16 protein-coding genes are annotated in these 15,618 nt (G+C 71.2%); 11 read left to right on the top strand and 5 right to left on the bottom strand.

The window, feature by feature from the left end; translation table 11 throughout:
• Positions 1-6 precede the first annotated feature (6 nt).
• The 7 genes from kamD (at position 7) to WH85_RS11760 (ending at position 7,228) form a co-directional block, all read left to right on the top strand.
• On the top strand, positions 7-1,551 hold the full coding sequence (gene kamD / locus WH85_RS11730; protein ID WP_045741803.1) for a lysine 5,6-aminomutase subunit alpha: 1,545 nt from the start codon (positions 7-9) through the stop codon (positions 1,549-1,551).
• On the top strand, positions 1,548-2,279 hold the full coding sequence (gene kamE / locus WH85_RS11735; RefSeq protein WP_045741804.1) for a lysine 5,6-aminomutase subunit beta: 732 nt from the start codon (positions 1,548-1,550) through the stop codon (positions 2,277-2,279). Before kamD ends, kamE begins: the two co-directional genes overlap by 4 nt.
• Complete coding sequence (gene kal / locus WH85_RS11740; protein ID WP_045741805.1) at positions 2,276-2,641, top strand: 3-aminobutyryl-CoA ammonia lyase; 366 nt, start codon at positions 2,276-2,278, stop codon at positions 2,639-2,641. The genes kamE and kal overlap by 4 nt, the downstream gene beginning before the upstream one ends.
• Positions 2,638-3,831 (top strand): glutamate mutase L, encoded by a 1,194-nt coding sequence (locus WH85_RS11745; RefSeq protein WP_045741806.1) that lies wholly within the window; start codon positions 2,638-2,640, stop codon positions 3,829-3,831. Before kal ends, WH85_RS11745 begins: the two co-directional genes overlap by 4 nt.
• Positions 3,832-4,252: 421 nt before the next feature.
• Complete coding sequence (gene lnt, locus WH85_RS11750; protein ID WP_083448942.1) at positions 4,253-5,881, top strand: apolipoprotein N-acyltransferase; 1,629 nt, start codon at positions 4,253-4,255, stop codon at positions 5,879-5,881.
• Positions 5,878-6,654, top strand: a complete 777-nt coding sequence (locus tag WH85_RS11755) for a polyprenol monophosphomannose synthase (RefSeq protein ID WP_045741807.1) — start codon at positions 5,878-5,880, stop codon at positions 6,652-6,654. Before lnt ends, WH85_RS11755 begins: the two co-directional genes overlap by 4 nt.
• A 61-nt stretch (positions 6,655-6,715) precedes the next feature.
• Positions 6,716-7,228 (top strand): FxsA family protein, encoded by a 513-nt coding sequence (locus tag WH85_RS11760; RefSeq protein WP_045741808.1) that lies wholly within the window; start codon positions 6,716-6,718, stop codon positions 7,226-7,228.
• Between the two features lie 65 nt (positions 7,229-7,293).
• On the opposite strand, the gene WH85_RS11765 is transcribed toward WH85_RS11760, so the two are convergent.
• The 3 genes from WH85_RS11765 to WH85_RS11775 form a co-directional block, all read right to left on the bottom strand.
• Positions 7,294-7,800 carry a hypothetical protein gene (locus tag WH85_RS11765; protein WP_157410941.1) on the bottom strand — a complete coding sequence of 169 codons (507 nt, stop codon included), beginning with the start codon at positions 7,798-7,800 and terminating at the stop codon, positions 7,294-7,296.
• A gap of 258 nt (positions 7,801-8,058) precedes the next feature.
• The gene (locus WH85_RS11770) at positions 8,059-8,397 is read right to left on the bottom strand and encodes an RNA polymerase-binding protein RbpA (protein ID WP_045741810.1); all 339 of its coding nucleotides are present in this window, start codon (positions 8,395-8,397) and stop codon (positions 8,059-8,061) included.
• A gap of 421 nt (positions 8,398-8,818) precedes the next feature.
• The gene (locus WH85_RS11775) at positions 8,819-9,964 is read right to left on the bottom strand and encodes a coiled-coil domain-containing protein (protein ID WP_045741811.1); all 1,146 of its coding nucleotides are present in this window, start codon (positions 9,962-9,964) and stop codon (positions 8,819-8,821) included.
• A gap of 74 nt (positions 9,965-10,038) precedes the next feature.
• Here WH85_RS11775 and WH85_RS11780 point away from each other — a divergent pair, with 74 nt between their 5' ends.
• From WH85_RS11780 to WH85_RS11790, 3 genes are all read left to right on the top strand, one after another.
• Complete coding sequence (locus WH85_RS11780) at positions 10,039-10,671, top strand: class I SAM-dependent methyltransferase (protein WP_045741812.1); 633 nt, start codon at positions 10,039-10,041, stop codon at positions 10,669-10,671.
• A 75-nt stretch (positions 10,672-10,746) separates the two neighbouring features.
• On the top strand, positions 10,747-11,844 hold the full coding sequence (locus tag WH85_RS11785; RefSeq protein ID WP_157410942.1) for a hypothetical protein: 1,098 nt from the start codon (positions 10,747-10,749) through the stop codon (positions 11,842-11,844).
• Positions 11,845-13,105: 1,261 nt separating this feature from the next.
• Positions 13,106-13,729 (top strand): DinB family protein, encoded by a 624-nt coding sequence (locus tag WH85_RS11790; protein WP_045741813.1) that lies wholly within the window; start codon positions 13,106-13,108, stop codon positions 13,727-13,729.
• Here WH85_RS11790 and WH85_RS48630 read toward each other — a convergent pair.
• Positions 13,630-14,361: a hypothetical protein gene (locus tag WH85_RS48630; protein WP_245673903.1), complete on the bottom strand. Its 732-nt coding sequence runs from the start codon at positions 14,359-14,361 to the stop codon at positions 13,630-13,632. The genes WH85_RS11790 and WH85_RS48630 overlap by 100 nt on opposite strands.
• 105 nt (positions 14,362-14,466) lie before the next feature.
• Positions 14,467-14,973, bottom strand: a complete 507-nt coding sequence (locus WH85_RS11795; RefSeq protein ID WP_045741814.1) for a GNAT family N-acetyltransferase — start codon at positions 14,971-14,973, stop codon at positions 14,467-14,469.
• A 117-nt stretch (positions 14,974-15,090) separates the two neighbouring features.
• Between WH85_RS11795 and WH85_RS11800 the strand changes: the two genes are divergently transcribed.
• Complete coding sequence (locus WH85_RS11800; protein WP_052720337.1) at positions 15,091-15,594, top strand: universal stress protein; 504 nt, start codon at positions 15,091-15,093, stop codon at positions 15,592-15,594.
• Positions 15,595-15,618: the final 24 nt, after the last annotated feature.

The raw sequence follows: 15,618 nt of genomic DNA on the forward strand, positions 1-15,618 counted from the left end.
TCGCCGGTGGCCGGGAAGCTGGATCTGGATCCGCGGGTGGTGGCCCGGGCGCGTGCTCTGGCCGCCCGGGCCGGGCAGCCTGTGGTGGACGTGGCGCGGTCGCACACCACGGTGTCGGTGGAGCGTGCGGTGTTGCGGCTGGCGGGGGTGCACGGTGCCGACCCGGAGGGGATTCCGTGGGTGAACCGTCTGGTGGACGCGGTCCGGGCGGATGTCGGTCTGGGTCACGGGGTGGCGGTTCCGGTGCTGCATGCGGCGGCGTCGACGGGCGTGGACGATCTGACGGTGCTCGCGCAGAAGGCGGCCGCGGGTGCGGTGCGTTTCGGCGTACCCGGGAGGAAGGGTGAGAGGGATGCGGCCCGGCGCCGGGCGAGGCGTCTGGTCGGGGCGGGTCTGAAGATCGTGGACCGGCGCCGGGCCGAACGGGATCGGCTGATCAGACGGTACGGGGATCCGAAGCAGCGGCCGTGGATCTACCTGATCGTGGCGACGGGGGACATCTACGAGGACATTCCGCAGGCGCAGGCGGCGGCGCGGGCGGGCGCGGATGTGATCGCGGTGATCCGGTCGACGGGGCAGTCGTTGCTGGACTATGTGCCGGAGGGGGCGACCCGGGAGGGTTTCGCCGGGACGTATGCGACGCAGGAGAACTTCCGGTTGATGCGGGCGGCGCTGGATGTGACGTCGAAGGAGCTGGGCCGGTATGTGCGGTTGACGAATTACGCGTCGGGGTTGTGCATGCCGGAGATGGCGGTGCTGGCGGGCATGGAGCGTCTGGACATGATGCTCAACGATTCGATGTACGGGATTCTGTTCCGTGACATCAATCCGGTGCGGACGTTCGTGGATCAGCGGTTCTCGCGGCAGGTGCATGCCCGGGCGGGGATCATCATCAACACCGGTGAGGACAATTATCTGACCACGGCGGATGCGGTGGACGCGGCGCACACGGTGACGGTGTCGCAGTTGCTCAACGAGTTCTTCGCGCATGAGGCGGGGCTGGCGGACTGGCAGCTGGGGTTGGGGCACGCGTTCGAGATCAATCCGGATGTGCCGGAGTCGTTCCGGCTGGAGCTGGCGCATGCGCTGCTGGCGCGGGAGTTGTTCCCGGATGCGCCGTTGAAGTGGATGCCGCCGACCAAGCACATGACCGGGGATGTGTTCCGGGGGAATCTGCTGGACGGGTTCTTCAACCTGGCGGGTGCGCTGACCGGGCAGGGGATCCTGCTGGTGGGGATGATGACGGAGGCGGTGGTGACGCCGTGGCTGTCGGACCGGGACGTGGCGTTGCAGAACGTGAGGTACGTGTTGAACGGTGCGGGGAACCTGCACGAGGATTTCACGCCGGGGGCGTTCATCCGGGGCCGGGCGGATCAGGTGCTGCACGAGGCGATCGATCTGCTGGAGCGGATCGTGGACGACACGTTGATGGCGGCGATCGCGGACGGCACGTTCGGTCTGATGAAACGGCCGGCGGACCGGGGCAAGGGCCTGGACGGTGTGGCGGCGCACGAGGACGACTACTTCAACCCGGTGGTGGATGAGCTGTGATCATTCGTCCGTACGGAGACACCACCGGGGACGGGATGGTGCAGGTCTCCTTCACGTTGCCGATTGCGCACGACAAGCGGGCCGAGGGTGCGGCGGTGCAGCTGGCGAACAAGATGGGCATGGATCCGGCGATGCTGGTGCATGCGAAACCGATGGGTGAGGGTTTCACGTTCTTCGTGGTGTACGGGAAGGTCGCGCATCTGGTCGACACCGAGCAGGTGCAGGTGGTCGAGCGTGATTTCCCGTTGCTGAGCGCGAAGGAGGTCAATGCGGCGATCAAGCGGCGGTTGCGGCGGCGGCTGAACGTGGTCGGGGCGTGTATCGGTACGGATGCGCACACGGTGGGGATCGACGCGATCCTGAACCTGAAGGGCATCGCGGGGGAGAAGGGCCTGGAGTATTACGCGGAGTTGTCGGTGACGAACATGGGGGCGCAGGTGTCGGTGCCGGATCTGGTGGAGACGGCGCGGGCGTGCCGGGCGGATGCGGTGCTGGTGTCGCAGGTGGTGACGCAGCGGGATGCGCATCTGCAGAACACGCGGGCGATGGCGGCGGCGTTCCGGGAGGCGTTGCCGGCGGGGCGGCGTCCGCTGCTGATCGTGGGTGGTCCGCGGTTCGACGAGTTGATGGCCGGTGAGCTGGGGGTGGACCGGATCTTCGGGCGGGGGACGACGCCGCGTGAGGTGGCGTCGTATCTGGTGCATGCGCTGACGGGGGACAAGTCGTGATCACGGTGACGCACCGGCGGTATGTGCCGTATTCGCATGCGCATTATGCGGGGAATCTGGTGGACGGGGCGTATTCGCTGGGGTTGTTCGGGGATGTGGCGACGGAGGTGTGCATCCGCCTGGACGGGGACGAGGGGTTGTTCGCCTCGTACGACGATGTGCAGTTCAAGGCGCCGGTGCGGGCCGGGGACGTGCTCGAGGTGACGGCGACGGTCGTGTCGATGGGCACCCGGTCGCGGAGGATCGAGTTCCGGGTGCTGGTGGTGTGCCGGGGGACCGCGGGGTCGGGGGCGCAGGTGCTGGCGGAGCCGATCGTGGCGACGACGGCGGTGGGGACGGTCGTCGTGCCCGCGAAGCCGTGACGACCGCGGTCTGTGTCGACGTCGGGTCCACGTACACGAAAGCCGCCAAGATCGACTTAGACGGTGCGGAACTGATCCGCCGGGCCGAAGTGCCCACCACGGCCGCCACGGACGTCCTGGAGGGTCTGGACGCCGCTGTGGACGCGGTCGGGGGCGGCGACAGTGTGCACGTGTGCTCCTCGGCCGGTGGCGGGCTGCGGCTCGCGGTCGTCGGCTACGAGCGTCTCGTCACCGCGGAGGCCGGGTACCGGGTCGGGCTGTCGGCCGGGGCGCAGGTGGTGCACGTGTCCGCCGGGCCGCTGACCGGGCCGGGTGTGGCCGCGGTCCGTGCCGCCCGGCCGGACGTGATCCTGCTGGTCGGCGGCACCGACGGCGGTGACGCCGAGGTCCTGGTGCACAACGCGCGGCGGCTGGCGAACGCCCGGATCCGGCTGCCGGTCGTGGTGGCGGGCAACGCCGACGCGTCCGGCGAGGTGCTGGCGCTGCTGGGGGAGCGGGCGGTGGCGGCCGGCAACGTGCTGCCGCGGATCGGGGTGCTCGACCCGATGCCGGCGCGCGCGGCGATCCGCGACGTGTTCCTGCGGCACGTCATCGGCGGCAAACGGCTGTCGCGGGGCCGGCGGTTCGCGTCGCTGGTGCGGGCGGCGACCCCGGACGCGGTGCTGGCCGGGGTGGAGGTGCTGGCGGACGTGACCGGCGGCGGGGTGCTGGTCGTCGACGTCGGCGGGGCGACGACCGACGTGTACTCGGCGCTGGTCCCGGACGCGGAGGCGCAGACCGGGCCGCGCCGGGACGTGGCGGGGACGTTGTGGCGGTCCCGGACCGTCGAAGGGGACCTGGGGGTGGCGGTGGGGGCGGACGGCACCCGGGCGGCGGCCGCGGCCGAACGGCTGGCGGCCCCGGACGGTGATCGTGGTCTTGCGGCGGCGGCCGCGGTGGTCGCGATGCGCCGGCACGCGCGGGGCCGGGATCTGCGGGAGGTGGGCCTCGTGGTGGGGTCCGGGGGTGTCCTGCGCCACGGCGGGGGGACGCACGTGCTGGGCGCGGTGCTGGCCGACGTGGCCGGCGGGTGGGCGCCGCCGGAACGTGCCAAACTCGTCGTCGATTCCACGTACGTGCTGGCCGCGGCGGGTCTGCTGGCCGGCGGGCATCCGCAGGTTGCGGCTGGTCTGCTGGCCCGGATCGGGTGACACGCCGAGGGGTGCGACACGCCCGGAGCGGAGATCGACGGTTGACAGGATGACGGGTCCGCGACGTACCGTCGTCATCTGATTCGCGGCGAGCGGTTGCGATTCGCTCCGTTTCTCCCACCCACTGGCCAGCAGTCCTCGCTTGGGATCGCGCGTTCGAGCCAGGTCCAGGGGGCGGGAGTGCGCGGGGCGGCGCGGACCCGACCGCGCCCGAGTGGCCCTTCCGGGGGCCGATGGTGGCTGTTAGACAACGGCCCGCACGTGTGCAGCCGGCACACGGCAGGCCGGTCCGAAGGCCACCGGAGGCTGTCGGGGCCCACCGGCTGCGAGCAGGACGGGAGCACCCGAGGGGCGTGGCCGAACCGTGGCCGCGCCCCTCCGCCATGACCGTGTCGTGGCGGGTAGCCTGCCTGGCGTGGAAATGACGATGCCGCCGCCCGCTCTAGCCGGCCCGGAGCCGGATCCCGCCGCCCGTGAACCCGCGCCGCGCCCGTTGCGGTTGCCGGTCGCCGTGGTGCTGGCGGTGGCCGCGGGCGCCGCGCTGCTGCTGGCGTTGCCGCCGTACGACCTGTGGTGGCTGTCGCCCGCCGGGGTGGCGTTGCTGGCGGCGGCGGCGCACCGGCGGCGGATGCGGGCCGGGTTCGGGCTGGGCCTGCTGGCCGGGCTGGTGCTGTTCTTCCCGCTGCTGGAGTGGACGCGGATCGCCGCGGGCTGGCTGCCGTTCGTGATGCTCGGCGTGTTCCAGGCCCTCTACCTGGGTGTGCTGGGGGTGGCGAGCGCGTGGGTGTCGCCGCTGGTGGACCGGTGGCGGGCGTCGTGGCCGGTGGTGACCGGGCTGCTCTGGGTGCTGCAGGAGGCGCTGCGGGACCGGGCCCCGTTCGGTGGGTTCCCGTGGGGGCGGCTGGCGTTCAGCCAGGGTGACGCGCCGGTGCTGCGACTGGCGGCGTACGGCGGGGCGCCGCTGGTGACGTTCGCCGTGGCGGCCGCCGGTGGGGCTCTGGTGGCGTGTGCGTGGCGCCGGTGGCGCCGCCCGAACCTGCCGGTGGTGGGCGGGTTCGCGGTGGCCGCCGGGCTGCTGACGGCCGGGCCGGCCGCGGTGCCGCTGCCGGGCGCCGGCACCGCGCCCGCGACGACGACGGTGGCGATCGTGCAGGGCAACGTGCCGCGGCTGGGCCTGGACTTCAACGCCCAGCGCCGCGCGGTCCTCGACAACCACGTCAACGGCACCCTGCAGCTGGCCGCGGAGGTCGCCGACGGCCGGCAGAAACAGCCCGGCCTGGTGGTGTGGCCGGAGAACTCCAGCGACATCGACCCGCTGCGCAACGCCGACGCGGCCGCGCAGATCCAGCGGGCCGCCGACGCGGTCAAGGCGCCGATCCTGGTCGGGACCCTGCAGCGCACCGACGTGGCGGGGGAGAACTACAACGTCGGCATCCTGTGGAACCCGGGCACCGGCCCCGACCACGCCCAGCAGTACGCGAAACGGCACCCGGTGCCGTTCGCCGAGTACATGCCGCTGCGGTCGATCGCCCGGCTGGTCAGCGACAAGGTGGACCTGGTCGCCACCATGCTGCCCGGTGACAAGCCGGGTGTCGTCGACACCGGGGCGGCGGTCCTCGGCGACGTCATCTGCTTCGAGGTGGCCTACGACGAGATCGTGCGGGACACGGTGACCGGCGGGGCGCAGATCCTCGCGGTGCAGACGAACAACGCCACGTTCAACGAGGCCGAGGCCCGCCAGCAACTGGCGATGGTGCGGCTGCGTGCGGTGGAACACGGGCGGGAGGCGCTGATGGTGTCCACCGTCGGGGTGTCCGGTTTCGTGGACGCGTCCGGGACCGTTCACGGGGCGACCGGTTTCAACACCGCCGCGGTGGTGGTCCGTGACATGGCATTGGGTGGACCGCGTACGCTGGCGACTCGTTCGGGCAATCGGCCCGAGGTGGTGATCGTCGTTTTGGCGGTTGCCGCCCTCGTCGGCGTGCTGCCTCTGCGCCGCCGGCGCACGGACATCGGCAACGGCGGCGAGAAGGTTTCGGAGGAACGGTGAGCGAGGCGGAAGGCTACCCCGGCGTGGGGCGTGCCCTCGTGATCATCCCCACGTACAACGAGGCGGACAACGTCCGGTTGATCACAGCCCGGACGCGTGCGGCCGTCCCGGACGTGGACATCCTGATCGCCGACGACAACTCCCCGGACGGCACCGGGGCCATCGCGGACGAGCTCGCCGCCGCTGACGACCACATCTACGTGCTGCACCGGGCCGGCAAGGAAGGCCTCGGCGCCGCCTACAAGGCCGGCTTCGCGTGGGCCCGGGACAAGGGCTACGACGCGGTCGTCGAGATGGACGCGGACGGCTCGCACGCCCCGGAGGAACTCCCGAAGCTGCTCGACGCCCTCGTCGACGCCGACGCGGTCCTCGGCACCCGGTACATCCCGGGGGGCAGCGTGCACAACTGGCCGCTGCACCGGCTGCTGCTGTCACGCGGCGGCAACATCTACATCCGGATGGCCCTCGGGATGCCGTTCAAGGACGCGACCGGCGGCTACCGCGTCTACCGGATCAAGGTGATCGACGCGATCGACGTCGACACCATCGCCTCCACCGGCTACTCGTTCCAGGTGGAGATGGCCTGGCGCGCCCACCGGCAGGGGTTCCGTCTCGTCGAGGTGCCGATCACGTTCACCGAACGCGAAATCGGCGTCAGCAAGATGAGCGGCAACATCTTCAAGGAGCAGCTGCTCAGGGTCACCCTGTGGGGTGTGCAGTCGCGCAAGGAGAGCCTGCTGGGCAGGTTCGGCCGTAAACCGGACTCAGCCTGATTTCAGGAAGGGGTGTCATGCTGGTCGGTAGGACGGCGACACCCCTCTGGAGGGATTTCTGATGCGGCGCAGCAGGCTGGCATATCTACCACTGGCGTTCCCGGTGCTGGCCCTGATCGAGATCGTCGTGTTCCTGTCGGTGGCCGATGCCATCGGTGGCTTCTGGGCGGTGCTGATCCTGGCCGCGTCGACTCTCGGCGGGCTGGCCCTGCTGCGCCGTGAGGGCATCAAGGGCTGGCGGGCCTTCCAGGCCGCGGCCCGGGCCGGCCGGGCACCCGGCGCCGAGGTGACGCACTCGCTGATCGGGCTGCTCGGGGCGCTGCTGCTGGCCGTCCCCGGCTTCCTCACCAGCGTGGCGGGCCTGCTGTTCCTGCTCCCGCCCGGCCGGGGCCTGGCACGCCGCGGCGTGGAACGGTTCGCCGAGCGCCGCCTCGGCGGGGCGGCGGCCGGCACCATCTTCGGCCCCCGCAAGGTCGTCGTCGTGGTCGACGACGAGATCGTCGACGAGCCGGTGAACGAGACCGTGCCGCGCCGGGGACCCTCGGGTGCCATCGAAGGCGAGATCGTCCGCTGAGCGGACACTGACCGGGTTCGACGACGGGCCGCAGCGGCTGCGCTGCGGCCCGTTCGCGTATGCCGCTACTGCCAGAGCGGGCCGTCGGGCAGGCCGGCGAGCAGCTCCGGCGTGCCGGGGCGGGCCTTGTCACCGTTGAACTGGTACTTGTCCATCGTCTCCGGCGAGGCGATGCGCCGTTTCGTGTTGTTGCTGACCAGGTAGAACGTCACCGTGTCCGGGACCCGCGCCAGGTAGGCGCCGCTGGTCAGCGCCGCCCGGTGGGCGATCAGATCCAGATGCAGATCCATCAGGATGTCGTCGCGGCCGCGGAACAGGTTGTCGTACGTTTCCGGGTCCGGGATCCAGCGCCGGTACCCCTCCGGGTCGACCAGGTACACCGCGCCGTCGCCGGGCAGCTGCAGGCGCCGCCCGGACAGCGACGGATGCGGCTTACCCTCCGGGGCGGTGGCCGCGGCCGGCGTGCGGCTGACGGTGCCCGGCGGGGCGGCGGTGGCGGTAGTGGTGGGCTGCAGGGCGACGGCCGAGGCGCAGCACGCGGCCGTGACGACGAGACGACGAGCGACATTCATGATCGAGCCCCCGTGAACGTCATAGCTGATGACGTCGGCCATCGTAGGCCTGTCACGGACGGGTCCGCCCCGGTAATGGGGCGCTCCGGCGGCGGGCACCCCACCGGGGGTCCGGTGGTGGGCACCTCAGGGCACTTCTGGTGGCGGGCACCTCAGGGCGCTCCGCTGGCGGGCACCGGTGCTTCGGTGGCGGTGGTGGCGGGCACGAAAAAGCCGCCCCGGATCACCGGGGCGGCTTCGCCGCGTGACGTGCCGGGACTAACGGCCCCGGCGGGTGCGGACTTCCTGGAGCCGCTCGTTGAGGATGTCCTCCAGCTCGGCGATGGAACGCCGCTCGAGGAGCATGTCCCAGTGGGTGCGCGGCGGCTTGGCCTTCTTCTGTTCGGGCTCGCTGCCGTCGACCAGCCGGGCGACGCTGCCGTCGAACTTGCATTCCCAGGTGGTGGGCACCTCGGCGTCGACGGCGAACGGCACCTCGAACTGGTGACCCTTCGCGCACAGGAACTCTCGGGTCTGACGGGGCGCCAGCTCGGTGTTACGGTCGGACTCGTAGCTGACTGCGCCAAGACGGCTGCCGCGCAGCATGCGTTCGCCCATGATGGCTTTCCCCTCGCTCGTGGTGCTGCTCTCGTTGGTGTAACGAAAGGGGCGGCCGCTGGATTCCTCTCTGCCGGGAGGGATCGCGAGTGGCCGCGGTGGTCTGTCCCCACCGCCTGTGTCAGCGGTGTTAACGCTATGAGCGTAACCGGCCACAGCCCTTACCCGGCAAACCGAACGGCCATCCGAGCGGACCTTGGTCCACTTTACGACTGTTTGACTCATGTGCGGGTGGTGCGATGTCGGTCACTCCGTGCGGTTCACCCCTCATTACCTCACTCGCCGGTCACTGCCCGGTGCGCGCACGGTAGCCGTCCGGTAGCAGCGAACCGCCTCTTCCCGGTCACCCGTACCCGAGCCGGGCAACCCTGCGAGTGAGATATGTCGCCCTATGATAGCGAATCCCGCTGACCGTTATCGATCAGCCGGTCGCCGGTTGCTCCGTGGGGTTGCGCGGCCCGGGCGGTGCCGCCGCGGGCCGCACCGTCCCCAGCGATGCCAGCGCCGACGCCAGATCACTGACCTGCGAGGTCAGCTGCGCGACCCGATCCTGTGCGGCCTGCGCCTCGGCCCGCGCCGACGCGAGCCTGCGTTCCAGATCATCACGTTCCCGCGCGGCACGCTCCGCCGACTTCTCCAGATCCTGACGGGTACGCCGTAAGCCGTCGCGTTCGGCCACCACGCCCGCCAGTTCATCCCGTGCCGCGGCCGCCTCCTGCCGGGCCGCACCGGCCTGGGACGCGGCGGTGTCACGGTCACGCTCCGACTCCTCCAGACGGGCGGCCAGCTCACCCGTGCGGGCACGCAGCTGCTCCGCCTCACCACGGGCCCGCTGCGCACCGTCGACGGCGGCGGCCAGGTCCCGTTCCGCCGTGGTGCGCAACTCCCGGGCATCCTGCAGCGCCGTCTTCAGATCCCGCTCGGCGGTGTCGCGCTGACCGCGGACCTCCTGCAGATCCCGGCGCGCCCCACCCAGCTCCTCGGCCGCGGTGTCGCGTTCGGCCTCGGCGCGTTCGCGCAACGCCACCGCCGCGGTGGCCGCCCGGACCGCCTCGGTGCGGGCCTCCTCGGCCTCCCGCGCCCGCTTACCGGCCTCCTCGGCGGTGCGCTGCGCATCCACGGCCCGCTGCCGCGCCTCGTCACGTTCGGCGGTCGCCGCCACGGCGATCTGCTGCGCCGCCGCCATCGCCGTCACCGCCTGCTCGGCGTCACGGCGCGCGTCGTCACGTTCGGCGTGCGCGGCCGCGACCTGACGGGAGGTCTCCGCGCGTACCTCCGCGACCTGACGCTCCACACCGGCCGGCGACATCTCCGAATGCAACGCCTCGGTCAGCGTGCCGACCAGGGTGTCGAGGCGGTCCACCGCCTCCCACGTGCGCGCCACCGACCCGGCCAGCCCCGGCGACGACCGGTGCCGCATCCGCGTGTTGCGCGAGGCCCGCTGGCACTCGCCGTCGTTGTCCCGGCAGTAACGGAACGGCCGTCCGGCCGCGTTGCGCTGCGGCACGGGCCGCCCGCAATGCGCGCAGGGACGGGTGGTCTCGAGTTCGGAATCCGGTGCAGTCATAGCGCCCCCAACCCTAGAGGTCCCCCACCGGCGGCCATCGCCACCACACCGCCGGTTCCCGCAGACTGGGGACCATGGACCTGACGACGATCCGCTCGGTGCGCGACAAACTCGCCCAGGACGGTCCGCACTCGGACCGGTTCACCACGGTCAGCCTGCCCGCCGCCGACGGCGACCGGCTGCGGGACCTGCTGATCGCCGAACAGGCGGCGACCGTCATCGAGATCGGCCTCGCCTACGGCAGCTCCGCACTGGCGATCGGGGAGGCCCTCGCCACCGCCGGCGGGCCGTCGCCGCGGCACATCGTGATCGACCCGTTCCAGCACAGTGCGTACGACGACGCCGGCTGGCAGACCCTGTGCGCGGCCGGACTGGACGAGATCACCACCCTGGAGACCGCATGGTCGTCGGTGGTGCTGCCCCGGCTGCTGGCCGACGGCCTCGTCGCGGACGCCGCCTTCGTCGACGGCAGCCACCGCTTCCACGAGGTCTTCACCGACTGCTACTACCTGCGGAAGATCGTCCGCCCGGGAGGCCTGATCGTGTTCGACGACATCCAGTGGCCGTCGGTGGGCACCGCCGTGCGCTACTTCGAGGTGAACCTCGGCTGGGAACCGGTACCCGGCGCGACGGGAGAGCGGTGCCGGGCGATCCGCCTGCCGGACACACTGGACGAACCACTGTTCGAAGACTTCCGCACGTTCTGAACCACCTACTTCAGTAGCCGACGGCCATACCTTGGTAGCTGGTGGCGGGCAGCCCCGCGGCAGCAGAGTCACGGCATGCGAATCGTGGGGTTGTTCCTGCTCGCCGCCTGGTGCGCTGAATGCGCCTGGGGCGGCTTCACCCCGGCCGGCTATCCGATGGTGCTGCTCTTCCTCGCCCCGCTCTACGGCGGGGCGGCCCTGCTGATCAGAGAAGCCGGCCGCCGTGCCGGTGCCGGCTGGCCCGGCCTGGCGCTGCTGGCCGCGGCGTTCGGGCTGGTCCAGGCCGGCCTGGTGGACCAGTCCCTGTTCGACCCGGCAGCCCTGGCCGGCACCGAGTTCGCCGACGCCGGCCGGCAGGCCACCGCCACGACGGTGCCGGCGCTGGGGTTCAGCGCCGAGCAGCTGTTCACCTTCGTGGGCGGGCACGTGTGGCTGAGCATCTGCGCCCCGATCGCCCTGGTCGAGGCGTGCGTCCACCCCGAACGGCGGCACACGCCGTGGCTGGGCCCCGCCGGGATCACGGTCACGGCGCTGGCCTACACCGCGGCCAGCCTGGTGATCTTCTCGGACTCCGGTGCTGTCGCCGGTCGCGGGCAGATCGGTTTCGTGGTCGTCGTGGCCGTCGCCCTGATCGCCGTCGCCCTGCTGCGGCCCCGCCGGTGGCGTCCGTTCGCCGGTCACCCGTCCCCGCGTCCCCGCCCGGGGCCCCGCCCCCGCCCGCGTCCCCGGCGGGGCGGCGCGGTGACGTCTCCGCCGGGGGAGGGGGTGCCGGTGCTGTGGGTGGGCGGCGTGGTGGCGGCCGGGCACCTGGCCGGCTGGTTCTTCCCGGCGTCCTGGACCGGTCTGGCGCTGCGGGTGCTCACCGTGGCCGTGGTGGTCGCGCTGATGCTGCGATGGGTGTCCTCGACGGCACACGCCCTGGCCGCCTGGAGCGCCGGTGTTCTCGTCGCCGCAGCCGGAGCCTGGCTGACGCCGCCGTACCAGGCCGCCTCACCAGCGATGATGCTGGCGGGCGACATCGTCACGACGCTGGTGGCGGTGGGTGTGGTGACGTTCGCGTTCCGGCGCCTGAGATCAAGATCCTATCTTCCTAGGACGACGTACGCGGAGTGCGCTCCGTCATCGACGAACGCTCCACCCACAAAACAAAAAGGAAGCAACGACCACCCCTAGAAAAGAACTTGGTTCGACGGTTCCGTCGCTGGTGATCCGCCGGTGGCGTGCGTCCCTCCGTAGGGGTCCTTCGGCGACGAAGTCCGTCCATGTGCACTCGACGTCGTCCGGAGTCAACCGCCCGGATGGCGGCATCGCCACTGGCACCCGACGTGTGAGGAGCCGCGCCACCTGCGATCTTCAGCTGTGGATCGAGGGCCGTCGGGTCCGTCACGGGTGTGGTGAGTTGGGGTGCGCAGCGCGGCCGTAATCACCACGTTCCGCCAGGGGGTGGTGAGCTGGGGTGTCCGGCGCGGCCGTAATCACCCGCTTCGCCACGGGTGTGGTGACTTCGGGTGTCCGGCGCGGCTGAAGTCGCCACGTGGACGGTTTCGCACTCTGACTGCAGAACCCGTGTCTAGCCCTGTCTTTCGCACATGCCGCATAGCCGCTGGTCAGACCGCATGCAAGATCCAGCACTTCAAGTAATCAGCGCAGGTCCGACGGGGTCATGTGCGAAGTCCGGGTCAAGCTGGCCTGGCCTGGCCAGCAGGTGGCAGGTGGTGGTGGCGATCGGTTGCTGATCTCTTGCCGTTCGGCCTTCGGCGCCACTCTGGTCCGGGTCATCAGGTCGTCGGGGGTGGCTGCAGCCGGTGCCGGGCGCTTGCCGTGGCCGGGGTCGGAGGCGTGTGTGCCGGCGGTGGGGCCCCTGCGAAGTCGATCACCTAGCCCTGCGCTATTGCTGCTTCAACGTCGGTGAGGCAGCAATAGCGCGGGGCCAGGTGATCGACTTCGGGAGAGTGGACGCGTTGTCGGCTTGAGGTGTCGTGGGCATGTGTGGTGAGAAGTCCGGGGTCGGGTCGCTGTCATCCGCGTGAGCGGGCGCCGGCAGGCCCGGGCCAGCTGTACGCCTCTGACCTGATCGTCTACGACGGCCGGTGGCCGGGCACGAACGGCTGATGGCCGAGTCCCGATCCCGGCTCGATCTCGACCACTACCTGGAGGCACTGCTGCGCAAACCCGGCGCGCTGCCGGGCGCGACCGCGTTGGAGCAGGCGCGGGCGGCAGGCAAGTTCACGCCGGTGTCGGTCACGGCCACCGCTGGAGATACCAGACAGTTTGATTACACGTCCCTGCCAGTCGGACGGCCCCGGAGGGCGTGGCGTGGCGTGGCGCGCTGCCGTGCGGGTGCGGTGCCGGCTGGGCTGTCGTGTCCGCGATTTCGGTATCAGGGGTGCGCCGGGGAACGGAGGTGTTGTCGGGGAGTGGGATGCTTGCCGCCATGTTCGATGACGTTGCCAAGGAGTTCCTGCACGGCCGGCTCAAGACGGTTCGTGAGGTGCTGGTCTGGAAGGTCGAGGCGCTGTCCGAGTACGACATCCGGCGGCCGCTGACCGAGACCGGCACCAACCTTCTCGGCCTGGTGAAGCACATGGCGACCTGCGAGTCCTGGTACTTCGGTCTGGTTTTCGGCCGCCCGTCTCCGGAGCCGCTGGGGCGCTGGCAGGATGCGGACGGCAGCGATCTGTGGGTGACCGCGGACGAGACCCGTGAGCAGGTCATCGACTTCTACCGTCGCGCCGCGAAGCACTCGGACGCGACGATCGGTGAGCTTCCCCTGGACACGCCGGGCGATGTGCCGTGGTGGCCTGGGGCCGAGGTCACGCTGTTCGGTGTCATGGTTCACGTTCTGCAGGAGGCCACCCGGCATGCCGGTCACGCCGACATCCTGCGGGAGCAGCTCGACGGCCGGACCGGGTTGCGGCCCGGGCTTGCGGGGGAGATCGACACGACGGCCCGGGTGGCTCACCGGGCGAGGGTCGAGCGGGCAGCGCTGGCAGCGGCCGGCGGCGAGGGGTCGGGGACGGAGGCAGGACGACACCGTGGGCCTGCCGGAAGCCACTGACGCGTGGCAGGGCCGACCGGGTCGCGTGTGATCAACGCGATCGGTGCAGCCTGCCGGCCGTCGATGGCGGCATATCCGTACGGTCCGATGATGTTGCGTAGGGCGCCTTGGCGCCCGGTCAGAGCTCGCGCCGCGAGGCGTCCCGGATCCACTTCCAGCACTTGATCCATGCTGATCGTTCCGGCGGCGGCCTCTGCGGCGAGAACGGCGGCGCGGAAGGACGTCGCTACCTGGTCGACCAGTTTGCGTGGCCGGCCGACGGGCGTGGGGAGCCCTCGATAGGCGAATCCGATGTCACCGATCTGCCAGATCTCGCGACGGGTGCGCGAGTAGACGGTTACGGCTGCGCTCGGCCGCTCCGCTGCGATCAACTCCGGGTCAACGCGGGCCGCGAGTTCTGCGGTCATGGCTGCTACCGCCGTGTGCGGGTCGGCGTCGGGTGGAAGGCGGCGTACGGCGTCGCGGCAGGCCGCCATGGCCCACCACCCGCCCGTCGCGTTCCCGTAGCGCCGGCCGCTCACATCGGTGGCGCCGTCGATGACCGTCGCGTGCTCAGCGGTCACGACGATCGCGTCTTCGCACGCTTGCGGATCTCCGTGCTTGCCCAGCACGAACTGTTCCACGATGTCCACGGATCCGATGGTCGCTCACGGAGGTGGTTGAGTGCGGGGGAGTGGGGCTGAGAGTGTTTTTGCGTGCCGGCGGCGGTTCACTGCGGCCGGACGGCGGCGCCGGGGTTACCGGGTGGTCCATTCGTGGTGGAGGACGGCGTAGAGGTCGGAGTCGCGCCATCCGTCGCGGATCAGCATGTTCTCGCGCATCCGGCCTTCGTGACGCATGCCGAGTTTGGTGAGGACCCGGGCGGACCCGATGTTGCGGGGGTCGCACGTGGCGTACACGCGATGGATGTCGTGGTCCTCGAAGGCTGTGGTGATCAGTTGGCGGGCGGCGGCGGTTGCGATGCCCCGGCCCCAGTGCTGCGGGCTGATGAGGTAGCCGATCTCGGCTTGACGGTCGGGGCGCAGGTGCAGGTCGGCGGTGCCGATCACCGTGTCGTCGGCGGTCACGGCGTACGCGTAACGGGTGTGGGGTCGTTGCTGCCAGGCCGCGGCGGCCTCGCGGACGTAGGTGCGGGTCTGTTCGGGGGTGTTGGGGCCCCACGGCTGGTAGCGGCACACCTCGTCGAGCCGGGCGAAGGTGTGGACCGCCGGCCAGTCGGGGAACGTCAACGGTCGCAGGCGCATGGCCGCATGATGCCGGACCGGTGTGGGGGTGGGGAAGTGTGAAGAATCGGGCCGCGTCTGTTGATTTTGTGTGAACGCTGCTGTGCCGGGTGGGGGTGAGGCGGCACGGTAGGACCCATGGACAGGGTGATCGTGGGTGTGTCGGGTTCGCCGGCGGGGTTGGCGGCGTTGCGGTTCGCGGTGGCCGAGGCGCAGCGGCGTGGGGTGGGTTTGGGGGCGGTCCGGTCGTGGCAGGTGGCGGCGGGTTGCCGGTCGCGGCCGTGGGGTGAGGCCGGGTGGGATCGGGCGTGGGAGCGCGACGCGGGGCAGCGGGTGGCGGCGGCGTTCCGGTGTGCTCTGGGTGGGGTGCCGGTGACGCCGCAGGTGGTGGTGTCGACGCCGGCCGGGGCGCCGGGTACGGCGTTGATGGATGCCGTGTCCGGGCCGGGTGATCTGTTGGTGGTGGGTGCGGGCAGTCGCTGGTGGGGTGGTGGGGTGGCGCGGTTGCTGGTGCGGCGGGCACCGTGTCCTGTGCTTGTGGTGCCGCCGCCGGCGTTGGCGCGGGTGCCGGGGCGGCGGCTGGTGCGGGAGGTCGCCGGTGAGCTGGCCCGGATGGCGCCGCGCGGTCAGGCGGGGGTGTAGGCGCGGCGGGTGATGGTGATCAGG

This window comes from Actinoplanes rectilineatus, from assembly GCF_000962825.1.
Lineage (GTDB): Bacteria > Actinomycetota > Actinomycetes > Mycobacteriales > Micromonosporaceae > Actinoplanes > Actinoplanes rectilineatus.